General features: G+C 73.7%; 21 protein-coding genes. 11 read left to right on the forward strand and 10 right to left on the reverse strand.

Annotation, left to right across the window (positions count from 1 at the left end):
• Positions 1-106 precede the first annotated feature (106 nt).
• Positions 107-1,597 (reverse strand): helix-turn-helix domain-containing protein, encoded by a 1,491-nt coding sequence (locus tag IE118_RS24150; protein ID WP_189560118.1) that lies wholly within the window; start codon positions 1,595-1,597, stop codon positions 107-109.
• A gap of 157 nt (positions 1,598-1,754) precedes the next feature.
• Here IE118_RS24150 and IE118_RS24155 point away from each other — a divergent pair, with 157 nt between their 5' ends.
• The 3 genes from IE118_RS24155 to IE118_RS24165 all read left to right on the forward strand — a co-directional run bounded on the left by IE118_RS24155 (position 1,755) and on the right by IE118_RS24165 (position 4,826).
• Complete coding sequence (locus IE118_RS24155; RefSeq protein WP_189560119.1) at positions 1,755-2,375, forward strand: L-threonylcarbamoyladenylate synthase; 621 nt, start codon at positions 1,755-1,757, stop codon at positions 2,373-2,375.
• On the forward strand, positions 2,372-3,145 hold the full coding sequence (locus IE118_RS24160) for a dienelactone hydrolase family protein (RefSeq protein WP_189560120.1): 774 nt from the start codon (positions 2,372-2,374) through the stop codon (positions 3,143-3,145). Before IE118_RS24155 ends, IE118_RS24160 begins: the two co-directional genes overlap by 4 nt.
• 172 nt (positions 3,146-3,317) lie before the next feature.
• Positions 3,318-4,826 carry a metallophosphoesterase family protein gene (locus tag IE118_RS24165; protein ID WP_189560121.1) on the forward strand — a complete coding sequence of 503 codons (1,509 nt, stop codon included), beginning with the start codon at positions 3,318-3,320 and terminating at the stop codon, positions 4,824-4,826.
• 10 nt (positions 4,827-4,836) lie between these two features.
• Here IE118_RS24165 and IE118_RS24170 read toward each other — a convergent pair whose 3' ends face one another.
• Positions 4,837-5,811: a TauD/TfdA dioxygenase family protein gene (locus IE118_RS24170; protein ID WP_189560122.1), complete on the reverse strand. Its 975-nt coding sequence runs from the start codon at positions 5,809-5,811 to the stop codon at positions 4,837-4,839.
• A gap of 184 nt (positions 5,812-5,995) precedes the next feature.
• Here IE118_RS24170 and IE118_RS24175 point away from each other — a divergent pair, with 184 nt between their 5' ends.
• Complete coding sequence (locus IE118_RS24175) at positions 5,996-6,826, forward strand: aldo/keto reductase (RefSeq protein ID WP_189560123.1); 831 nt, start codon at positions 5,996-5,998, stop codon at positions 6,824-6,826.
• A gap of 55 nt (positions 6,827-6,881) precedes the next feature.
• Here the strand turns inward: IE118_RS24175 and IE118_RS24180 are convergent, their stop codons facing one another.
• The 4 genes from IE118_RS24180 to IE118_RS24195 form a co-directional block, all read right to left on the reverse strand.
• Positions 6,882-9,224: a SpoIIE family protein phosphatase gene (locus tag IE118_RS24180; RefSeq protein WP_189560124.1), complete on the reverse strand. Its 2,343-nt coding sequence runs from the start codon at positions 9,222-9,224 to the stop codon at positions 6,882-6,884.
• A 60-nt stretch (positions 9,225-9,284) separates the two neighbouring features.
• A complete protein-coding gene (locus IE118_RS24185) occupies positions 9,285-9,752 on the reverse strand; it encodes a peroxiredoxin (RefSeq protein WP_189560125.1) in 468 nt (155 codons plus the stop codon).
• Positions 9,749-10,129, reverse strand: a complete 381-nt coding sequence (locus tag IE118_RS24190; RefSeq protein ID WP_189560126.1) for a DoxX family protein — start codon at positions 10,127-10,129, stop codon at positions 9,749-9,751. The genes IE118_RS24185 and IE118_RS24190 overlap by 4 nt, the downstream gene beginning before the upstream one ends.
• A 77-nt stretch (positions 10,130-10,206) precedes the next feature.
• Positions 10,207-10,713: a MarR family winged helix-turn-helix transcriptional regulator gene (locus IE118_RS24195; RefSeq protein ID WP_189560127.1), complete on the reverse strand. Its 507-nt coding sequence runs from the start codon at positions 10,711-10,713 to the stop codon at positions 10,207-10,209.
• A gap of 165 nt (positions 10,714-10,878) precedes the next feature.
• Between IE118_RS24195 and IE118_RS24200 the strand changes: the two genes are divergently transcribed.
• The 3 genes from IE118_RS24200 (at position 10,879) to hemC (ending at position 13,773) form a co-directional block, all read left to right on the forward strand.
• The gene (locus IE118_RS24200) at positions 10,879-11,835 is read left to right on the forward strand and encodes an ATP-dependent DNA ligase (protein ID WP_189560152.1); all 957 of its coding nucleotides are present in this window, start codon (positions 10,879-10,881) and stop codon (positions 11,833-11,835) included.
• A 145-nt stretch (positions 11,836-11,980) separates the two neighbouring features.
• Positions 11,981-12,757: an NPP1 family protein gene (locus IE118_RS24205; protein WP_189560128.1), complete on the forward strand. Its 777-nt coding sequence runs from the start codon at positions 11,981-11,983 to the stop codon at positions 12,755-12,757.
• A gap of 80 nt (positions 12,758-12,837) precedes the next feature.
• Positions 12,838-13,773 carry a hydroxymethylbilane synthase gene (hemC, locus tag IE118_RS24210; RefSeq protein WP_189560129.1) on the forward strand — a complete coding sequence of 312 codons (936 nt, stop codon included), beginning with the start codon at positions 12,838-12,840 and terminating at the stop codon, positions 13,771-13,773.
• Between the two features lie 7 nt (positions 13,774-13,780).
• Here hemC and IE118_RS24215 read toward each other — a convergent pair whose 3' ends face one another.
• Positions 13,781-14,302, reverse strand: coding sequence for a hypothetical protein (locus IE118_RS24215; RefSeq protein ID WP_189560130.1), 522 nt, complete (start codon positions 14,300-14,302; stop codon positions 13,781-13,783).
• 506 nt (positions 14,303-14,808) lie between these two features.
• Here IE118_RS24215 and IE118_RS24220 point away from each other — a divergent pair.
• Positions 14,809-15,600 carry an RNA polymerase sigma factor SigF gene (locus IE118_RS24220; RefSeq protein ID WP_189560131.1) on the forward strand — a complete coding sequence of 264 codons (792 nt, stop codon included), beginning with the start codon at positions 14,809-14,811 and terminating at the stop codon, positions 15,598-15,600.
• A 38-nt stretch (positions 15,601-15,638) separates the two neighbouring features.
• On the opposite strand, the gene IE118_RS24225 is transcribed toward IE118_RS24220, so the two are convergent.
• Positions 15,639-15,959 (reverse strand): ANTAR domain-containing protein, encoded by a 321-nt coding sequence (locus tag IE118_RS24225; protein WP_437051049.1) that lies wholly within the window; start codon positions 15,957-15,959, stop codon positions 15,639-15,641.
• Positions 15,960-16,209: 250 nt separating this feature from the next.
• On the opposite strand from IE118_RS24225, the gene IE118_RS24230 reads away from it, so the two are divergent.
• Entirely contained in the window at positions 16,210-17,010 is an 801-nt protein-coding gene (locus IE118_RS24230; RefSeq protein WP_189560133.1) for a VOC family protein, read from the forward strand.
• An 18-nt stretch (positions 17,011-17,028) separates the two neighbouring features.
• On the opposite strand, the gene glgX is transcribed toward IE118_RS24230, so the two are convergent.
• Together glgX and IE118_RS24240 are read right to left on the reverse strand one after the other, a co-directional pair.
• Positions 17,029-19,173, reverse strand: coding sequence for a glycogen debranching protein GlgX (gene glgX, locus IE118_RS24235; RefSeq protein ID WP_189560134.1), 2,145 nt, complete (start codon positions 19,171-19,173; stop codon positions 17,029-17,031).
• Entirely contained in the window at positions 19,170-19,682 is a 513-nt protein-coding gene (locus tag IE118_RS24240) for a pep a2 (protein WP_189560135.1), read from the reverse strand. The genes glgX and IE118_RS24240 overlap by 4 nt, the downstream gene beginning before the upstream one ends.
• 373 nt (positions 19,683-20,055) lie before the next feature.
• Between IE118_RS24240 and IE118_RS24245 the strand changes: the two genes are divergently transcribed.
• Both IE118_RS24245 and IE118_RS24250 read left to right on the forward strand, forming a co-directional pair.
• Positions 20,056-20,358 carry a DUF5133 domain-containing protein gene (locus IE118_RS24245; protein WP_189560136.1) on the forward strand — a complete coding sequence of 101 codons (303 nt, stop codon included), beginning with the start codon at positions 20,056-20,058 and terminating at the stop codon, positions 20,356-20,358.
• Positions 20,359-20,431: 73 nt separating this feature from the next.
• On the forward strand, positions 20,432-20,970 hold a 539-nt coding region (locus IE118_RS24250; protein WP_189560137.1), incomplete at its 3' end, for a maltotransferase domain-containing protein.

A 20,970-nucleotide genomic window follows, 5' to 3' on the forward strand; every position in this document is an offset into this window, starting at 1 on the left:
CGTGGCTAGAAACTAATCGGAACGGGGCGTGCCTGTGTACCGCACCGGTGCCCGCTGCGGCGGCCGGATGACTCATCCGTGCACAACCGCGTCCGATACGCCCGGTTCACTCCGCCGCGAGCACCGGCGGTTCCAGGTCGCCCACCGCCAAGTGGGCCAGCACGACCTCGTAGAGATCGGTGCCGGTGGCCAGGAGCTGGCGTTCCAGGACCGGTTCGGCGCTGCGCACGTGCTCCCGGACGGTCTGGGGGTGGACGCCCAGACTCTGCGCCGCCCGCTCGGCGTTGCCCCCGGCGTGGATCCAGGTGCGCAGGGTGCGGCGCAGGTCGCGGGTGTCGTTGTCCAGCCGCCCGAGCAGCTCCCCTGCCCAGGCGCCGACGGCGGGGCCGGACAGCAGGCCGGTGAGGCCCGGGGAGGGTGCGTCCCGGCCGGGCTCCGGCTGCCCGTCGAGGAGGCTGATCTGGGTGTGCAGCGCCAGGTGGACGACGGCGCGGGCGGTGATGTCGCCGAAGTCGACGCCGAGCATGGTCTCGACGCGTTCCATGCGGGCCCGCACGGTGTTGCGGCTGACACCGAGGATCTTGGCGGTGTTGACCGCCGTGAACTCCAGGCCCAGCCGGGTGGTGGCGAGGAGTTCGGCGCGCGTGTGGTGCGGCAGCGAGTCCAGCGGCCGCAGCACCCGGCCCGTCCAGCCGCGCAGGACGGCGGGGTCCATCAGCCGCTCGGGACGGGTGCGTTCGGCGTACACGGCCGTCTTGTCGGCGCGGAAGCGCGCCACGGCCAGGGCGCTGACGGCCTGCCCGTAGGCGGTGGCGGTGCGGGCGAGGCTCTGCCACACGCTGCCGCCGAGGAAGGTGTCGGGGTGCCGTCCGACCAGCGACCGCAGCTCGGACGCCGTGCTCTCGCGGGGGCTGACGACGATCACGTGCCCGTCCATGGCGGGGCACCGCACCACCAGTGCCTCGTCCCGCGTGCTGTCCAGGCACTCCGTCACCAGCCGTTCGCGTCGTTCGGGCGCGGACTCGACGACGTACACGCACGCCGTGTCGGCGTCCAGCAGGCCCGGCCAGAGCCCGGCCGCGACCCGGCGGGCCGCCACGGTGTCCTCCACCATCAGCAGTTGCAGGATCGCCAGCCGCAGGTCGGCCCTGGCCCGCCGGAGCAGCCGCCCCGCCTCGGTGGTCTCGTGGGCGGCCAGCAGCAGTTCGATCACCTGAGCGGTGTGCGTGACGACGTCGGCGGTGTGCCGGTCGAAGGGCGTCCCGCGGGAGACGGCCAGCACACAGGTGCCCGACGGGTGGCCGATCCGTACCAGGCGCTGGTGGCGCCCCTCCCCCTCCCAGGCCGCGGAGGCGATGCGACCGGAGCCCAGGTCGGCGACGAGGGACTCCTCCAGCCGCAGCCGGGTGCCGGCGAGGAGGATGCCGGCGGCGTCCTGGAGGGCCACCTCCGCCCGCACGGTGCCGGCCAGCCAGTCGACGACCCTGCGGGCGTCCCGCCCGGCCGGCCGCAGGTGCTCGAGCAGTTCCCGCGCCCAGCCGGGGGTGTCCCCGGCCGCTTCCCGCGTCCCCCGGATCCCGTCCCCACGGCCTGCCACCTCGGTGTCCCTCTCGTCTCCCCGCCGTATCGGCCCAGGCCGGGGACGTTACCCCACCCGTGCGCACGGCTCACAGCGGCGCGGCGGAGCCCCGGCCCGGCCGGCGCCGCGGGGCCGTGTGCGCGATGCTGCCGCGCCGGCGGCATAAGCTCGGTGAATGGCGAAGTACTTCGACGTGCACCCCGACAACCCCCAGGCCCGCACCATCGGCCAGGTCGCCGACAGCATCCGCTCCGGCGCCCTGATCGCGTACCCCACGGACTCCTGCTACGCACTCGGCTGCCGGCTGGGCAGCCGGGACGGCATCGACCGGATCCGCACCATCCGCAAGCTGGACGACCGCCACCACTTCACCCTGGTGTGCCGGGACTTCGCACAGCTCGGTCAGTTCGTACGGATCGACAACGACGTGTTCCGCGCGGTCAAGGCGTCGACCCCGGGCAGCTACACCTTCATCCTGCCCGCGACGAAGGAGGTGCCGCGCATGCTCCAGCACCCTAAAAAGAAGACCGTCGGCGTGCGCATCCCCGACCACGTGGTCACCCAGGCGCTGCTGGCCGAGCTGGGTGAGCCGCTGCTGTCCAGCACGCTGCTGCTGCCCGGCGAGGACGAGCCGATGACCCAGGGCTGGGAGATCAAGGACCGGCTCGACCACCAGGTGGACGCGGTGCTCGACTCCGGCGACTGCGGCACCGAACCCACCACGGTGATCGACTTCTCCGGCGGCGAGGCGGAGATCGTACGGCGGGGCGCGGGCGACGTCTCGCGCTTCGAGTGAGCCGGGAGCCGGCGGCGGGCGCCGTGCGCGGGACCGCCGTCGCCGTTCCCACGGAGGACGGGACGGCCGACGCCTATCTGACGCGTCCCGCCGGCGGGGGACCCCGGCCCGCCGTGCTGTTCTACACGGACGCCTTCGGTCTGCGTCCTGCGGTGCGGGCGATGGCCGACCGGCTGGCCGCGGCCGGCTACACCGTCCTGGTGCCGAACGTGTTCTACCGGCGCGGCCCCGCCCCGGTGGCCGAGCTGCCCGCCTTCATCGACGACGCGTCGCGGGGCCGGCTGCTGCGGCGCCTGATGCCGGTGATGCGGCAGCTGACGCCCGGCCGGGCGGAGCAGGACGCGGGAGCGTACCTGCGGTGGCTGGCCGACTGTCCGGAGGCGGCCGGCGGGCCGGTGGCGGTGACCGGCTACTGCATGGGTGCGGCGCTGTCCCTGCGTACGGCCGGCGCCCGTCCGGAGCGGGTGGCCGCCGCGGCCGGCTTCCACGGGGGCAGGCTGGCGTCGGACGCGCCGGACAGTCCGCACCTCCTCGCCGGCCGGATCACCGCCGAGGTCTGCTTCGGGCACGCCGACCGGGATCCGTCGCTGCCCCCGGAGCAGATCGAGCGCCTGGAGCGGGCCCTGACGGACGCCGGTGTCCGTCACCGCTGCGAGGTGTACACCGGGGCGGGGCACGGTTTCACCCAGTCCGACACGGCCGCCTACGACAAGGAGGCGGATGAGCGCCACTGGGCGGCGCTGCTCGGTCTGCTGGAACGCGCCCTCTGACCTGGCGCGGGGGCCGGACGGGCGGCGGACCGGCCGGCGCGCACCGTGCCCGGCCGGTCCGGTCCGGCCCGATCCGGTGAGCCCAACAGGGGTGCCCACGACAGGGGTTCACCGCTCCCGCCGCGGGCACCCGGCCACCGGCCGTCCGGCACGACGTTGTTACGGTGCACCGGTGTCCGAATCTTCACGCGATACCTCCGAGGGTGCCGGCTGGGGCGCCGCCGAACACGGCGCGTACCGGCGGCTGATGCCGCACAGGGCCGCGAGGAGGATCTCCTGGCTCGACCCGAGAATGCTGTGGGCGGCCCGCAACGGCGTCCTGGCCACGCTGTTCGGCGACCCCACGGGGGAGGTCCGCGCCCGCTGGGTGGCCCAGCGGGAAGCGGCCGGCGCCCCGGCCGACAAGGTGATCCGGCGCGACGACCCGGACCGCTTCTCGTTCCTGGTGATCGGCGACACCGGGGAGGGCGGCGATCCTCAGTACGCGGTCGTGCCCGGCCTGCTGGAAGAGGGCCGCGACACCGCCTTCGCCGTGCTCGCCAGCGATGTGATCTACCCGGTGGGCAGCGCCGACGACTACGGCCCCAAGTTCTTCCGCCCGTACCGGGACTACCGGGCGCCGATCTACGCGATACCGGGCAACCACGACTGGTACGAGGATTTGGGCGGCTTCATGCGCGTCTTCTGCGACGACGCCCCGCCGCTGCCGCCCGGGCCCGCGCCCCGCCCCCTCACCCGGGCCTGGCTGCGCTCCCTGCTGTGGCACCGGCCGCGCCCCGGGGACGGCGCGCGTCTCGACGAGGCGCGCCTACTGCGGTCCGGGGCGGATCAGAGGGCGGTGCAGCCGGGGCCGTACTGGGCGATCGACGCCGGTCCGGTGCGCATCGTCGGCATCGACACCGGGCTGCGGGGCACCCTCGACGCCGAGCAGGGCGCCTGGCTGCGGGAGGTCTCCCGGGGGCCGCGTCCGAAGATCCTGGTCACGGGGTCGCCGCTGTACGTCGACGGCAAGCACGAGCCGTGCCCGATCGACGGCGGCGGGACCGTCGACGACGTCGTCCGCGATCCCGCCCACCACTACGTGGCCGCGATAGGCGGTGACATCCACAACTACCAGCGCTACCCGGTGCGGCTGGAGGACGGCCGCACCCTGCAGTACGTGGTGGCGGGCGGCTCGGGCGCGTTCACCCACGCCACCCACACCATCCCCCGGGTGGACGTCGCCGGGGTCACCGAGCGGGACTTCCGCTGCTACCCGCTGCGCGGCGACTCCCTCGCCTTCTACAGCGCCCTCTACGGGCGGCGGCTGCGGCTGCGGCGCTTCTTCGCCCTCACCGACGCCGAGGCGATGGCCGTGATCGCCGAGCGCCTCGGCATCGGCCCCACCCGTACGCCGGGCGCCGCGCCCCGGGTGACCCGCCGGATGCGGCTGGTGGCGGGGCTGCTGGGCACCGGCAGCCGCCCGGACCGGGGCAGGCGGCTGCGGCTGCCGGTGCGGAAGGCCTACACGTCGTTGTTCTCGCCGGGGTCGGCGACGTACAGCCCGCCGTTCTTCAAGAGCTTCCTGCGCCTCGACGTGAGCCCGGACGCGGTCCGGCTGCGCTGCCACGCGGCCACCGGACTGCGCGCGCACGAGGTCGCCCCGCCGGTCGAGGACGAGGTGACCATCCCGCTGAGATGAGCGCGGGCCGCTACCAGCGGCCCGGCGCGGTACCGGTGAGGGGCGTGGACGGCCGGCCGTCCACGCCCACGGGGACGTCCCCCGCGAGCATCACGCGGTGCATGATCCTCGGGTGGTCGAGGTGGGCCGTGTCGCCCGGCGCCAGGTGGATGGTGGCCCGGTTGTCCCAGAACGCCACGGTGCCCGGTTCCCACCGCAGGCGCACCGTGTACTCGGGGCGGGTGGCCTGGTGGAGGAGCAGTTCCAGGACGGCCGCGCTCTCCGGACGGGACAGCCCGGTGATCTGCTCGACGTAGTAGCCGTTGACGAACAGCACCCGTTCCCCGGTCTCCGGGTGGACGCGCACCAGGGGGTGCTCGGTGGCGGTCTGCCGGTCCAGGAGATGACGCAGGTAGGCGTCGTCGCCGGGACGGGGCTGGTAGCCGACCCCGAGCCGGTGTTCGGCGCGCAGCCCGTCGGCGAACGCGCGCAGCGGCGCGGACAGTCCGGCGTACGCGGCGGCGAGATTCGACCAGGTGGTGTCGCCCCCGTAGGGCGGGACGGTCTCGGCGCGCAGGATCGTCGCGGCCGGCGGGTCGACGCGGGCGCCGTGGTCGCAGTGCCAGCCGCGCAGCAGGGTGTGGCGGCGGCGCCGCAGCCACTCGTCGTGCTCCATGCCGAACCGCCCGCCCAGCTCCAGCCGGTCGGCGGTCGTCTCGACCTCGGGGACGTCCGGCGGGGAGGCCGTGCCGCGCCGGGGCAGCACGACGGGCTCGCCGAACCGGCGGGCCAGGGCCACATGGGAGGCGTGGTCGAGGCGCTGATCGCGGAAGAACAGCACCTTCCAGCGCAGCAGCGCCGCCCTGATGCCTGCGATCACGGCCTCGTCGAGGTCCCCGGCGAGGTCGACGCCGGTGATGTCCGCCCCGATGTGCCCGGCGGCGGGGCGCACCCGCAGGGGACCGGTCGGCTCCCCGTCCGCCGCGCCGTCCGTGTCCGTCGTCATGCTTCCCCTCTCGGTCGTTCGTCCCCGCCGGGTCCGTTCGGACCGGCTCCCGGGAAGATCGTGGCAGCGAAGCGGCTGCCTGGCGACAGGGCCTCGAGCCACGACGGCCCGCCGCTCCGGTTGATCACCTCCCCCGCCGTCCGCGACGCTGGGGGAACGACACTGTCAACGGGAAGGCCCCCTCGTGATCAGCATCCCGAGCCACACCCTCAACGACGGCACCACCGTCCCGGCCGTGGGCCTGGGCACCTGGCCGATGGACGACGCCGAGGCGGAGCGGGCGGTCGGCACGGCCCTGGAGGCGGGCTACCGCCTGATCGACACGGCGGCGAACTACCGCAACGAGACCGGCGTCGGCCGGGCCGTGGCCGCCTCCGGCGTGCCCCGCGAGGAGATCGTCGTCACGACGAAACTCCCGGGCCGGCACCACGGTCACGAGGAGACCCTCGCCTCCTTCGAGGAGTCCCGCGCCCGGCTGGGCCTGGAGTACGTCGACCTCTACCTCGTCCACTGGCCGCTCCCCCGCGTCGACCGGTACGTCGACTCCTGGAAGGCCATGATCAAGCTGCGCGAGGACGGGCTGGTCCGGTCGATCGGCGTCTCCAACTTCACGCCCGCCCACATCGAGCGGCTGGAGAAGGAGACCGGGGTGCTGCCCTCGGTCAACCAGATCGAGCTGCACCCCTTCTTCCCCCAGGAGGAGCTGCGTTCCTACCACGCGGACAAGGGCGTGCTCGTCGAGAGCTGGAGCCCGCTGGGCCGCGGCTCGCGGCTGCTGGACGACCTCGCGGTGGCCGCCGTGGCCGAGGCGCACGGCGTCACCCCGGCCCAGGCGGTCCTGCGCTGGCACGTCCAGTCGGGTGTCCTGCCCGTCCCCAAGTCGTCCGACCCGGCGCGGCAGCGCGCCAACCTCGACGTGTTCGGCTTCGAACTGGACGCCGCCCAGATGCGGACGATCGCCGACCGCGCGCACCGGCGCATCGGCGGCGACCCCGAGGTGCACGAGGAGTTCTGAGCGGGTGCCCGGCGCCCCCGCGGTGCGGACGCGGGGCGCGGGCGCCGCGGGTGGATCAGCGGCGTGGCAGCGCCTGTTCCGCCCAGATCGTCTTGCCGTGGTCGGTCTGCCTGCTGCCCCAGCGCTGGGTGAGCTGGGCCACCAGCAGCAGTCCGCGGCCGCCCTCGTCGTAGACGTGGGCGCGGCGCAGATGGGGTGAGGTGGAACTGGCGTCGGAGACCTCGCAGATGAGGGTGCGGTCGCGGATCAGCCGCAGCTGGACGGGCGGCACGCCGTACCGGATGGCGTTGGTGACCAGTTCGCTGACGACCAGTTCGGTGACGAAGGCGATCTCGTCCAGTCCCCAGGTGCTCAGCACGGCGGTGGTCCACTCACGGGCGGCGGCCACCTCCTCGGGGTCGGGCCGCACGTCCCGCGTGGCGACCCGGTCGTCGCCGAGGGCCCGGGTACGGGCCAGCAGCAGGGCCACGTCGTCGTCCGGCTCCTCCGGCAGCACGGCCTTCAGCACGCTGTCGCAGAGGGCGTCCAGCGACTCGGCGGGCACCGTCAGGGCGCGGCGCAGCTCGTCGGTGGCGCGGTCGGGATCGCGGTCGCGGTGCCCGACCAGCCCGTCGGTGTAGAGGGCGACGACGGATCCCTCCGGCAGCCGGAGCTCCGTGGCCTCGAACGGGAGCCCTCCGACGCCGAGCGGCGGGCCCGTGTTGACGGGCAGGAGCCGGCTCGTCCCGTCGGGCAGGACCACGGCGGGCGGCGGATGTCCGGCGGCGGCCGCGGTCAGGAGCCGGGAGACCGGGTCGTAGACGGCGTAGAGGCAGGTGGCGCCGAGTTCGGCGACGTGGTCGTCGCTCTCGTCGGTGGCCAGGTGGAGGACCAGGTCGTCCAGGTGGGTGAGGAGTTCGTCGGGCGGGAGGTCCACGTCGGCGAGCGTGCGCACGGCGGTGAACAGCCTTCCCATGGCGGCGGTGGAGGGGATGCCGTGGCCGACCACGTCGCCCACGACGAGGCCCACCCGGCTGCCGGCCAGCGGGATGACGTCGAACCAGTCGCCGCCGATGCCGGCCGCCGACCCGGAGGGCAGGTAGCGGTGGGCGACCTCCACGGCCGCCTGGCCGGGAAGTCCCTTCGGCAGCAGGCTCTGCTGGAGCGCCAGCGCGGTGGTGCGCTCGCGGACGAAGCGGCGGGCGTTGTCGACGCACACGGCGGCCCGGCTGGCGAGCTCCTCGGCGAGCAGGGTGTCGTCGGCGGTGTACGCGTCGGGGTGGGTGGTGCGCGCGGCGACCACGACGCCGAGCGTCGTCCCGCGGGCGCGCAGCGGCACGCTCAGCAGGGAGTGGGTGCCGTCGGGGACCGTGGGGCCCTCGCCCCGCGGGGAGGTGCCGCGGTCGCGCAGCCACCGGTCGAACCACGGGTCGCCCGCGCGCCGGAGCACCGCGCGGCCCTCGCGCAGGGCGCGCGCGGGGGCCGAGTCGGCGAGATGTCCGTCGACCTCGCCGATGCGGACGACCGACTCGGGCGTCCCCTCGGTGGCGGAGCGGTGGGCCACGCGGCGCAGCGGGGAGCCGTCCGAGGGGCGGGCCGGCGGTCCGCCGGTCCCGATGACCTCGTCGAGCAGGTCGACGGCGGCGAAGTCGGCGAAGCCCGGAGCGAGGATCTCCACGAGTTCCTCGGCGGTGCGCACCACGTCCAGGGTGGTACCGATCCGGGCGGCCGCCTCGTTCAGCATCGTCAGGCGTTCGCGGGCCCGGAGCTGCGTGCTGCTGTCGAGCGCCGCCACGGCGATACCGAGCACCGTGCCCGTGGTGTCGCGGACCGGCCACATCTCCACGTGCCAGGCGTGCATCCGGGTGCCGGAGGGGAGCCGGGTGAAGTCCTCCAGGTGCACGGGGTCGCCCGTCTCGGCGACCCGGCGGAGGTGCCGGCTGAAGCCCCGGCTCGCCTCGGAGTCGCCCATGGTGTCCAGGTAGCTGCGTCCGACCAGATCGCTCTCGGGCCTGCCGAGCATCCGGCAGGCGAGCTCGTTGAGACCCAGATAGCGCTGTTCGGTGTCGAGGACGGACATGCCGAGGGACGCCTGCTGGAACGCCAGGCCCGCCAGGGAGGTCTCCCCGGCTCCGGACGGCTCGACGGTGATGGCGTGTCCGGCCGGTGCGCCCCGGGCGTCCAGCAGGGGCTGCGCGGTCAGCCGCAGCGGCACGGGGTGACCGTCGCGGTGGCGCGCCACGACGGTCCTCGGCCGCGGCTGCCCGGGGCCCGCCGGCACGTCCCCGGCGAGCAGCTCGCGCACGGGCCGCCCCACGGCGTCCCCGGCCGGGTGGCCGGTCAGGCGCCGGGCACCCTCGCTCCAGCAGGTGACGATGGAGCGGGTGTCGACGATCACCGCGCCGGAGGCTTCCTCCATTGGTCCAGCATCGACCCGGGGCCGCGCCCTCTCAACCGCGGCGCGGCACCCGGGACGGGCTCACGCCCGGTGGGCGCGCAGGGCGGCGAGCGCCCGGTCGGCGTGGGTGTTCATCCGCAGCTCGCTGCGGACGGCCTCCAGGACGGTGCGGTCCCGCCCGATGACGAAGGTGGCTCGTCTGGTGGGCGCCAGGGCGATCCCCCGCTTCACGCCGAACCGCTCGCGGACGCTGCCGTCGGGATCGGACAGCAGGGGCATGCCGAGCGTGTGCCGTCCGGCGAACTCCGCCTGCCGCTCGACCGGGTCCCCGCTGATGCCGACCGGGCGGGCGCCGACGGCGGCGAACTCGGCGGCCAGGTCCCTGAAGTGGCAGGCCTGGGCGGTGCAGCCGGGGCTGAGGGCGGCCGGGTAGAAGAAGAGCACCACCGGCCCCTCGGAGAGCAGGTCGGAGAGCCTGCGGACGGTGCCGGTCTCGTCCGGCAGCGCGAAATCCTCGACCGTGTCGCCCTTGCCGGGGCGCCCGCTCACGACCGGCCCTCCGCGTTCCTGGCGATGCCGCGCGCCCAGAGCACGAGGGGCAGCTGGAGCGGCAGCCGGCCGAGGGCCGCGGCCTTCTGCGGCGTGGGGCGGTGCCGCCAGTCGACGGCCATCTTCACGTTGGCGGGGAAGACCCCGACGAAGAACGCCGCCGAGGCCAGGGCAGCGGCCCTGCGGGTGCGGGGCAGCGCCAGGCCGGCGGCCAGCGCGAGCTCCACGGCACCACTGGCGTGGGTCCAGGCCCGGGGCGATCCGGGCAGGGAGCGCGGCACGATGTGGTCGAACCGGCGCGGGACGGCGAAGTGGGCGGTGCCCGCGGCGGCCAGCAGGCCGGCGAGCAGCAGGGGCGAGCGTTCGGACCGTGACACGGTTCCTCCTCCGATGACCTGCCGCGCGATATTACCGGACGGTAAGTACGGTCGGGCGCCGGGCCCCCGCCGAGGGGTCAGCGGGTGGCCCCTGGTTCCGCGTCCTCGTCGGCGGCGTGGGCGAGGAAGTCGTCGACCATGCGGTGGAAGAGGGTGGCGAGCTGCCGCAGGTCGTCGGGCGACCAGTGGGCGAGGGCGGCCTGCATGCCCCGGACACCGGTCTCACGCAGCCGCGCGATGGCCTCCCTTCCGGTGTCGGTGAGCTCGATGCGCTGCGCGCGCCGGTCGTCGGGGTCCGGAACCCGGACGGCGTGGCCGGACTTCTCCAGCTGCTGCACCGTGCGGGTGACGTGCGAGGCCTCCACACCGAGCTGCGCGGCCAGCTCACCCGGCCGCATCGGCTCGGTGTCGGCCATCTTCCGCAGCAGCGCGACCGCGGCCCGGTCCAGCGGCACCCCCGCCAGGGCGGTCAGCCGCTCGTGCCGACGGGCCCGCGAGCTCAGATACGTGATGCGGTGCAGCGCACGCTCGATCTCGGTCACTTCCGGGGAAGCGGGGGCGTCGGGGAGAGGGGGTGTGGGCATACCCGAACTTTACCATCTCATTGCGTAACTCAATCAAAAGAGCCGTCGGTCCGGGGCCCCGTCCCCCTTCGGCGGCCGATCGGGGGAAACCGCCGCGGAGGGCGCGTGGCGGCCGGCACGGGCGTCCACACCTCCCCCGTGACGACCCTGCCGCTGATCCCGCCCATGCTCGCCACGTCCGGCTCGCTGCCGCCTCCGGCGGCGGACGCACGCTGGGCCTACGAGACCAAGCAGGACGGGCAGCGGGCGGTGGTCTACCTCCCCGGGGACGGGACCCTCGTCCTGCGGGCCCGCTCCGGCCAGGACATCACGGGCGCGTACCCGGAGCTCCACCCACTGGCCACCGCCCTCGGCCCGCGGCCCGCGGTCCTGGACGGGGAGGTGCTCGCCCTCGACGAGGACGGCCGCGCGAGCTTCCAGTTGCTGCAGTCCCGGATGGGGCTGGCGCACGCCCCCGCCCGGGCGGCGCGGCGCGCGGCGGCGGTGCCGGTCCACCTGGTGCTGTTCGACGTCATGCACCTGGACGGGCGGTCGCTGCTGCGCCTCCCCTACGTCCGGCGCCGCGAGGCGCTGCTGGACCTCTCCCTCGACGGGCCCGCCTGGTCCACTCCGTCCGCGATCACCGGCCACGGCCGGCAGGCCCTGCGGGCCACCCTGGAACACGGGCTGGAGGGGCTGGTCTGCAAGCGGCTCGACTCGGTGTACGAGCCGGGAGTGCGCTCCCGCGCCTGGATCAAGATCCGCAACATGCGCAGCGAGGACGTCGTGGTCGGGGGCTGGCTGCCCGGCAGGGGGCGGCTGAGCGGGCTGCCGGGCGCCGTCCTGGCCGGGCAGCGTGCGGAGGGACGGCTGCGCTACGTCGGCGGCGTGGGCACCGGCTGGAGCGAGGCCGAACGCACCGAACTCGCCGCGCTGCTGCGGGCCGCGGCGACCGACGTCTGCCCCTTCGACCCGGTACCGGCCGTCCCGGGGGCACGCTGGGTGGTGCCCCGGCTGGTCGGCGAGGTGCGCTACAGCACGCGCACCCGGGACGGCATGCTGCGCCAGCCGTCCTGGCTGCGGCTGCGTCCGGACCTCGCCCCCGAGGAGGCGGCGGCCGACATTCCGGACGACATGGTGTGATCCGCGGCCCGGTGCCGTCACTGTTGTGCCGCGCTTCACCGGCGGTACGCCTCTTCCCCCTTGGCATGTCTGCGTCCACCCGGGATGCTGAACTCCCCCATCCCCCACAGCCGTTGGGCTGCGCCCGGGTCCAGAGGAGGACGCAGTGTCGTCGAGCACGTCCCGAACCAACCGCAGGAGATGGCTGACCGGCCTGGCCGGTGCGGCCGCGCTCGTCATCGCCTTCCCCGCCACCGCCTTCGCCGCTCCCCCGCCCGCCCTGCCCGCCCGCGCCGACGCGCTGGAGCAGACCTACCAGCCGGCCTACGACTACGACACCGACGGCTGCTACCCCACGGCCGCGATCGGCCCGGACGGCACGGTCAACCCCGGTCTCAAGCCGACCGGCGCCCTCAACGGCAACTGCCGCGACGCCTCGGACCTGGCGAACACCAACGGCTACGCCCGCTCCGAGTGCAACAACGGCTGGTGCGCCGTCGTCTACGCCCTGTACTTCGAGAAGGACCAGGCCCTGCCGGGCGTCAGCCTCGGGGGCCACCGCCACGACTGGGAGCACGTGGTGGTGTGGGTGCAGAACGACACGGTCCAGTACGTCGCGACGTCCAACCACGGCTCGTTCTCGATCCACCCGCGCTCGGCGGTCCGCTTCGAGGGCACCCACCCGAAGGTCGTCTACCACAAGGACGGCATCGGGACCCACTGCTTCCGTCTCGCGGGCGCGGGCGACGAACCGCCGGAGAACCACCGGGGCGGCTGGCAGTACCCGGCCCTGGTCGGCTGGAACGGCTATCCGGCGGGACTGCGCGACACCCTGGTCGCGCACGACTTCGGCAGCGCGCACTTCGGGCTGAAGGACGGCAGCTTCGCCTCCCACCTCGCCAAGGCCAAACCCGCGGGCATCCCGTTCGACCCGAACGGCTGAGCGGGGCGGTCCCGTTGACGCCGGGAGCGCCGTACGGCGTTCCCGGCACCCGGGGGGCGGGGAGGGTCTATCGTGTCGCCATGTCCGTCCCCGGAACGATCCGCATCGTGTCCCGCGACTCACCCATGGCGCTCGCTCAAGTGGAGCGGGTGCGCGAGGAGTTGGCCGCCGTGTGGCCCGGTGTGCGCACCGAGGTCGTACCCGTGCGGACGACCGGCGACAAATGGCTGGGCGATCTGTCGCAGGTCGAGGGCAAGGGCGCGTTCACCAAGGAGGTGGACGCGGCACTGCTGGCGGGCGAGGCGGACGTCGCCGTGCACTGCGTCAAGGACGTGCCCGCCGACCGGCCGCTTCCGGCGGGCACGGTGTTCGCGGCGTTCCTGAAGCGGGACGACATCCGCGACGCCCTGGTGCACCCCGGCGGACTCACCCTGGACGAACTCGCGCCGGGGACGCGGATCGGCACCTCCTCGGTGCGCCGGGTCGCCCAACTGGCCGCCTCCCACCCGCACCTGCGGTGCGTACCGATGCGCGGCAACGCCAACCGGCGGCTGCGCAAGCTCGCGGACGGCGAGGCGGACGCGCTGCTCCTCGCGGTCTCCGGGCTGGAACGCATCGGCCGCACCGACGTGATCAGCGAGGTGCTCTCCCCCGAGGCGATGATGCCGCCCATCGGCGCGGGCGTCCTCGCCCTCCAGTGCCGCGAGGGGGACAGCGGACTCATCGAGGCGGTCGGCGTCCTCGGCCACGCGGACACCCATCGCGAGGCCACCGCCGAACGCATGTTCCTGCACGTGCTGCAGGGCCACTGCAACAGTCCGATCGCCGGCTACGCGCGCGTCGACCGCGGCGGCGAACTGTCCCTGAGCGCCTGCGTCTTCACCCCGGACGGCAAGACCCGACTGAACGCCCACGAGTGGGCGGGACGGCTCGATCCGGCCACCCTCGGCACCTCGGTCGCCGTGGCACTGCTGCGCCAGGGCGCCCGCGAGATCATCGACGGCATCCCTCACTGACACCCGGTCAGGAGGTGCCCTCCTCCGCCTGCTGCTGCAGGAAGAAGCTCACCTGCTGGGCGAGGCTGTCCCGGCCGGCGCCGACGGGGGTGCCCGCTGACCCCTCGCGCACCCCGACTCCTCCGGTCCACATCCGGCGGCCGGTCCACTCCTCGTCGGCGCGCAGCTGCACCTGGACGTCGACCTGGCCGAGGCACGCCTCGGGTCCCGCCGCGTAGAGCACCGCGGTGGCGCGGCGCAGCGGGTGGACGTCGAATCCCTCGATGAACTGCGAGTTGCGCCAGTCGATGAACGCGCTCTCGCCGTCGGCACCGGTCCGTACGTCGATCTGGCCGTCTTCGAGGTGAATGCAGAAAGGCCGGTTCCCGCGATTCTCGACGGTCACGCGGACACTGAAGTACGCCAGCCCCTCGGCGGCGTCGTCCCGTCCGCGGGGCGGCTCGCCCGGTTCCAGACGGTGGACGCGGACCCGCAGACCGGCATGCTCGTCGTACTCCTGCCAGTCCCCGACCACGTTCGGCTCGTACACAGTGCACCTCTCGACTTCTGTCCGCTGTTTCCTATCTGTGGGCTCAGCGCACTGTCAAATGAGCGGAATGCGCCGTGGTCAGGCAGTTCGCCCGATCTGATCAGTGATCAAGCGCTGCGCTGGAGGAATCCCCCGACCGGCCCGCCGGGCAGCCGGCGCGGCGTGCCGCACATCACGTCCGCCGCGACGATCACCGGGGCGCCGCGGCCGCGGGCGGGCCGGCCGGCCGCACCACGGCCCCGGCCCCTCCGCGGACCGGCCCGGAATTTCACGCAGTGAATTCCTCCGATTCCAGAACGTACTCCCTCCGTAATGCGGACCCCGTGAATGACCGGGAATTCCGTGAGCCGTTTTGAAAGGACGGCGCACGGGGAATGGAAAGCTCAGTGCTTCGGACAGGAGGCACGTCCGTGGGAACCGGCTCGCCGGCCCCGGGCCCGCCCGGTCCGTCCGCCGCTTCCCACGGGGTCCGTCCATCCGGCATCCCGCTCAGGGAGGTGCGCGCGATGCGTACCGTCAGTCCCAGGAAGCCGCACTCCCACGACGACGCCCCCGACACGGCGGGGCACTTCTCGCGTCTGGCCGCGCTGCCCGAAGGGCCCGAGCGCCGGGCGCTGCGCGACGAGCTGGTCACCGTCTGGCTGCCCATGGCCGAGCGGATCGCCGTCCGATTCCGGGGGCGCGGCGAGGCACTGGAGGATCTGTACCAGGTGGCGGCCCTCGGCCTGGTGAAGGCCGTCGACCACTACGACCCGGACCGCGGCAACGCGTTCGAGGCGTACGCCGTGCCGACCATCACCGGTGAGATCAAGCGGCACTTCCGCGACCACATGTGGACCCTGCACGTGCCGCGCCGGGTCCAGGACCTGCGCAACCGGGTGCGGCACGCGGCGAAGGAGCTGGCGCAGACGACTCCGGGGCGCTCCCCCACCGTCCCCGAGATCGCCGCGTACGCGCGCCTGACCGAGGACGAGGTGCGCACCGGTGCGGAGGCCCTGGAGTGCTTCTCCGCGCTGTCGCTGGAGGCGGAGATGCCGGGCACCGACGGGTACGCCCTCGGGGACGCGCTCGGCGGCCCGGACCCGGGCTACGACACGGTCGTCGACCGGGTGGCGGTACGGCCCTGTCTGGAGGCGCTGCCGGAGCGCGAACGGCTGATCCTCTATCTGCGCTTCTTCAAGGGGATGACGCAGAGCGGGATCGCCGAGCAGCTCGGCATCTCGCAGATGCACGTCTCCCGGCTGCTCAGCAGCTGTTTCGCGCAGCTGCGCGAGGAGCTGCGCACCGAGGCCGGCTGACCGTACCCCCGCCCGGCCCCGCACCGGGCCCGGCGGTGTCAGCGCTCGGGCGGCGCGCCGGGGATCCGGGTGGGGCCGAGCCGGTCCAGGACCTCCTCCAGCACTGTGCGCACCTCCGCGGGCAGCAGGCCGGTGCGGCCCCAGACGAGGATCATGTCGGCGACGTTGCGCAGTTTGATGTTGGTGCGCTGGGAGACCTCCTTGAGCACCGTCCAGCCCTGGTCGGGCGAGACCCGCCCCAGTGCGACGATCATGCCGATCGCCTGGTCCACCACCGCGTGCGAGACGACCGCGTCCTTCAGCTGCCGTACCTCTTGCTCCAGCTGGAGAATCCGGTCCGCGCCCCCGTCCGTGGGCATGGTCACCTCCGGGTCCGGTGTGCCGCTCTCGTCGTGCCGTCGCAGGGTGCTTGAGTGCCTTCACCCAGTGTCCGATTCCTCCATCGTCGCCACTGCGGCCGCCCTGTGCCACCGGGGTGGTCCGGGGGCGTGCGGGGGCACCGTTTCGGGGGCACCGCCGGGGTACTCGGCAGGCGCCCGGGCCGGTACCCGGCCGACACTGGTGCCATCCGGGTGGCTGCCAGGCCGAAGAGATCAGGACACGACTGCGATGAACCACGACACGCCCTCCTCCGCCGCGACGGAAGTCGTCTCGACGCACTCCGTCTACGGCGCGCCCTGCTGGGTGAGCCTGACCAGCCGCGACGTGCGGACCACCGAGGAGTTCTACGGGGCGGTGCTGGGCTGGGAGTGGCGTCCGATGCGCCTGGGCGACCGGTTCCGGGTCGCCCTGGCCGACGGCCGGCCGGTCGCCGGGATCGCCGCCGTCGCCGGCATGTGGCAGATGGCGGTGGCGTGGACGCCGTACTTCGCGGTGCGCAGTGCCGACGAGGCCGCGGCGCGGGTGCAGGAGCGCGGCGGGACGTCGGCGGTCGGTCCCCTCTCGCTGCCGCCCGGGCGCGCGGCGCTGCTCGCCGACCGCGACGGGGCGACGTTCGGGGTGTGGGAGGGGGAGCTGTTCAGCGACTGGGCCGCCTGGCACCGGGCGCAGCCCGCTTTCATCCGGCTGCACACCCGGGACGCCTTCGACGCGGCGATCTTCTACGGCGAGGTCTTCGACTGGGCGTCCGCGAAGCCCGGCTACTGCGAGGTCGGCTACGAAGGCGACGAAGTGGTGCTGCGCAGCGGCGGGGACGTGGTGGCGCGCATCGAGTCGGGGGCGCTGGGATCGGCCCCCGACCCGGCCATCCGGCCCCACTGGCAGGTCCATTTCGCGGTGAAGGACGTGGCGGCCTGCGCCCGTGCCGCCGAACGGCACGGCGGCAGCGTGCTGTCCGAGGGCCCCGGGGAGGCCGTGCTCCGCGACAACGAGGGCGCCCAGTTCACGGTGACCTCGCGCCGGGGGCGCTGACCTCCCCGGGGCCGCGCGTCACCGCGGCGCGCGGGACGGGCGCGACAGCAGCACCAGGCTGCGGGCGTCGACGGTGAGGGTGGTGCCGGCCTTGCGTTCCGACTCGTCGGGGGCGCCGTCCGGGTCGGCGGTGTCGATCAGGGCCGTCCAGCGTTCGCCGTAGGAGGCGTCCGGCAGCCGGAAGTCGACCGGTTCCCAGTGGCTGTTGAGGAGCAGCAGGAACGAGTCGTCGACCAGGCGCCGGCCGCGCGGGCCGGGTTCCGCGATGGCGTCGCCGTTGAGGAACACGCCGACCGAGTGGGCGTCGGAGCGCCGCCAGTCGTCGTCGGTCATCTCCTCGGCGTTCGGCAGCAGCCACACCAGGTCGGGCAGCGGCTGGTCCGCGTGGCGCACCGTCTCGCCCCGGAAGAAGCGGCGGCGGCGCAGCACCGGATGGGCGACGCGCAGCGCGATGAGGGTGCGCGTGAACTCCAGCAGGCTCCGCTGCTCACCGGTGAGCCGCCAGTCGATCCAGCTGGTCTCGTTGTCCTGGCAGTAGGCGTTGTTGTTCCCGCGCTGGGTGCGGCCGAGCTCGTCGCCGTGGGACAGCATCGGGATGCCCTGGGACAGCAGCAGCGTGGCGAGGAAGTTGCGCTGCTGGCGGGCGCGCAGCTCCAGCACGGCCGGGTCGCGGGTGCGGCCCTCGGCGCCGCAGTTCCAGGACCGGTTGCTGCTCTCGCCGTCCTGGTTGCCCTCGCCGTTGGCCTCGTTGTGCTTGTCGTTGTACGAGACCAGGTCGCGCAGGGTGAAACCGTCGTGCGCGGTGACGAAGTTGACGCTGGCGCGGGGCCTGCGCCGGTGGTGCGCGTAGAGGTCGGCGGAGCCCGTCAGCCGGGAGGCGAACTCGCCGAGCGTGTGCTCCTCCCCGCGCCAGAAGTCCCGTACGGCGTCCCGGTAGAGGCCGTTCCACTCCGACCACAGCGGCGGGAAGTTGCCCACCTGATAGCCGCCCTCACCGAGGTCCCAGGGTTCGGCGATCAGTTTGACGCGGCTGATCACCGGGTCCTGCTGGATGATGTCGAAGAACGCCGACAGCCGGTCCACCTCGTGGAACTGCCGTGCCAGGGTGGCCGCGAGGTCGAAGCGGAACCCGTCGACGTGCATCTCGGTCACCCAGTACCGCAGCGAGTCCATGATCAGCTGGAGGACGTAGGGGTGGCGCATCAGCAGGCTGTTGCCGGTGCCGGTGGTGTCGTAGTAATGCCGCCAGTCGCCGTCCACCAGGCGGTAGTACGAGGAGTTGTCGATGCCCCGGAAGGAGAGCGTGGGGCCCTTCTCGTTGCCCTCGGCGGTGTGGTTGTAGACGACGTCGAGGATCACCTCGAGCCCTGCCGCGTGGAGGGTCCTGACCATGTTCTTGAACTCGGTGACCTGCTGCCCGCGGGTGCCCCGGGCGGCGTAGGCGTTGTGCGGGGCGAAGAAGCCGATGGTGTTGTAGCCCCAGTAGTTGACCAGGTCGCGGCCCTGCAGCACGCCGTCCTGGACGAACTGGTGCACCGGCATCAGTTCGACGGCGGTGACGCCCAGCGAGGTCAGGTGCTCGACGACGGCGGGGTGCGCCAGCCCGGCGTAGGTGCCCCGGAGCTCGTCGGGGACGTCGGGGTGGGTGCGGGTCATGCCCTTGACATGGGCCTCGTAGATCACCGTGTCGGAGTAGGGGTGGCCGGGCCGGGTGTCGTCGCCCCAGTCGAACGCCGGGTCGGTCACCACGCCGAGCATGGTGTGGCCGGCGCTGTCGGCCGGGTCGGGGCCGTGCGGGTCGCGCTCGTAGAGCGAGGGGTGGTTGTCGATCTGCCCGTCCACGGCGGTGGCGTAGGGGTCGAGGAGGAGTTTCGCCGGGTTGCAGCGGTGGCCGGCCGACGGGGCCCAGGGGCCGTGCACCCGGTAGCCGTAGCGCTGGCCGGGGCCGATGCCGGGGAGGTAGCCGTGCCAGACGAATCCGCTCGCCTCGGTGAGCCGTACGGTGCGGTGCCGGCCGTCGTCGTCCACCAGGACCAGTTCGACGCGTTCGGCGACCTCGCTGAAGAGGGCGAAGTTGGTGCCCTCGCCGTCGTACGTCGCACCCAGCGGATAGGGGCGCCCGCTCCACGCGGGCGCCCCTTTCCGGGTATGTCGCCGGGTCACCGGGCCTCCTCCAGGAGGCCGCCGGGCGTGCGCACCCGGCCGGCCAGCAGGGTGACGCTCAGCTCGCGGGGCAGGTCGAGGCCCTCGCTCTCGCGCGGGTCGGGCGCGGTGGGCACGAGGGGGACGCGTTCACCGGCGCGGGCGCGCTGGGAGAACCAGATGACCTTGGCTCCGCTCTCGGTGGCGCAGCAGCCCCAGCCGTCGCTGCACGCGGCGATGTGCTGGAGGCAGCCGCGCAGTTCCTGGTCCGGGCGCAGGGCGCGGTTGTTGTCCCCGACCGCTGTGATGAGGTGCTGTCCGTTCCACCACATCTCGATCGAGATGTTCCGGTCGGTGGCGTGTTCGGCGATGGCGCGCAACAGCATCTCGGCGCCGCCGCAGACGGGTTCCATCAGGTTCTCCAGATCCCAGAACCGGAGGTGGGCCGCCAGTATGCGGCTGACCTGTCCCACTTTCTCCGGGCTCACTTCCACGTCGAGGTGGTAGTAGCAGGGCACTGCGGTCTTCATCGTCGTCGGCTCCTCACCGCGAAGCTCTCGCTCCTCCTCGCCCCGCGGGGCGAGCCCCCGGACACGGAACGTGAGCGGGTGTCGCTTCTGAGTCACCTTCAGAGTGAGGGGGTTGGTCCATTCGTGCAACACGAGCGCCTCGTGAGGCGCGTGGGGTGGCGGAAGGCGCCGGACGTGCGGATACCCGGTCCGGGGGGAGCCGCGGACGCCACGGCCAGGTTGATTGAAAATCTAACAAGACGGTGGGTCATCACCCGTGCACCATGTGTGAAGACCTCGATCGCCGTTACGGGTCCGTGCACAGGTGCGCACGGTCACGCCCGACCGCCGGGACAACGCGCCTCCATCGAGCCCCGGAAAGGTGAACGGCCGCATGCTGCTACCCGCCAAAGCCGAAGTCGCCCGGCAGTTGCGCCGTTACCGGGCCTGGGAACGCGTGATGCTGGCGGCCCCCGCCGACCGCACGGTGCGGGCCACGTTCGAGGACTCCGGTTACACCCTCTGCGTGCTGATGGGAAAGCGCTGCGCGCGGGAGGCGGCCGACGCCGCCGAACGGTATCTGCGCACCACCGTCGTCACCTACTTGCAGGAACAGGACGACAGGCCCCGTCCGGCCGCCACGGTCCGGCGGGGCCCGCCGGCCGTCGAGCGGCGCTCCCCGGCGGGAAGGCAGTGACCTTCCCGCCGCTGTCTGGTCCCACGCCCGGGCGACCGCCCGGGCGTCGAGCACGGCGGAGGTGCACAACCCGATGAAGACGACCCGGACCATCGGTCGTGTCCCGGTACGGGACGTGCGGCCTGCGGTCGACTGCGGGAGGCGGCCGGCCAAGGCCGTCACCGGCGAGGCGTTCGAGGTCACGGCCACGGTGTTCCGTGAGGGGCACGACGCGGTGGCCGCCAACGTGGTGCTGAAGGATCCGGAGGGGCGGCCGGGGCCGTTCACGCCGATGCGGGAGCTGGCGCCCGGCACGGACCGGTGGGGCGCCGAGGTCGCCGCGGACGGCCCGGGCCTGTGGACCTACCGGGTCGAGGCCTGGAGCGACCCCGTGACCACCTGGCGCCGGACCGCCGGCATCAAGGTCCCGGCGGGCATCGACGCGGGGCTGGTCCTGGAGGAGGGCGCCGATCTCCACGAGCGCGCGGCGGCCGGGGTCCCGAGGAACGACGGGCAGGACGTGGTGCTGGCCGCGGCCCGGACGCTGCGTGACGACTCCCTGCCCTGCGCCACCCGGCTGGCGGCGGCGCTGACGCCGGAGGTGGAGGCGGTGCTGGCCCGGCATCCGCTGCG

Origin of the sequence: Streptomyces pilosus (assembly GCF_014649835.1) — a bacterium.
GTDB lineage: Bacteria > Actinomycetota > Actinomycetes > Streptomycetales > Streptomycetaceae > Streptomyces > Streptomyces pilosus.

What these genes read in the sequence shown, in the direction of transcription:
- IE118_RS24155 (WP_189560119.1), top strand. Translation starts at nt 1,755, where the DNA reads ATGGCGAAGTACTTCGACGTGCACCCCGACAACCCCCAGGCCCGCACC.
- IE118_RS24170 (WP_189560122.1), bottom strand. Translation starts at nt 5,811, where the DNA reads ATGACGACGGACACGGACGGCGCGGCGGACGGGGAGCCGACCGGTCCC.
- IE118_RS24180 (WP_189560124.1), bottom strand. Translation starts at nt 9,224, where the DNA reads ATGGAGGAAGCCTCCGGCGCGGTGATCGTCGACACCCGCTCCATCGTC.
- IE118_RS24195 (WP_189560127.1), bottom strand. Translation starts at nt 10,713, where the DNA reads ATGCCCACACCCCCTCTCCCCGACGCCCCCGCTTCCCCGGAAGTGACC.
- IE118_RS24200 (WP_189560152.1), top strand. Translation starts at nt 10,879, where the DNA reads ATGCTCGCCACGTCCGGCTCGCTGCCGCCTCCGGCGGCGGACGCACGC.
- hemC (WP_189560129.1), top strand. Translation starts at nt 12,838, where the DNA reads ATGTCCGTCCCCGGAACGATCCGCATCGTGTCCCGCGACTCACCCATG.
- IE118_RS24220 (WP_189560131.1), top strand. Translation starts at nt 14,809, where the DNA reads ATGCGTACCGTCAGTCCCAGGAAGCCGCACTCCCACGACGACGCCCCC.
- IE118_RS24225 (WP_437051049.1), bottom strand. Translation starts at nt 15,959, where the DNA reads ATGCCCACGGACGGGGGCGCGGACCGGATTCTCCAGCTGGAGCAAGAG.
- IE118_RS24230 (WP_189560133.1), top strand. Translation starts at nt 16,210, where the DNA reads ATGAACCACGACACGCCCTCCTCCGCCGCGACGGAAGTCGTCTCGACG.
- IE118_RS24240 (WP_189560135.1), bottom strand. Translation starts at nt 19,682, where the DNA reads ATGAAGACCGCAGTGCCCTGCTACTACCACCTCGACGTGGAAGTGAGC.
- IE118_RS24245 (WP_189560136.1), top strand. Translation starts at nt 20,056, where the DNA reads ATGCTGCTACCCGCCAAAGCCGAAGTCGCCCGGCAGTTGCGCCGTTAC.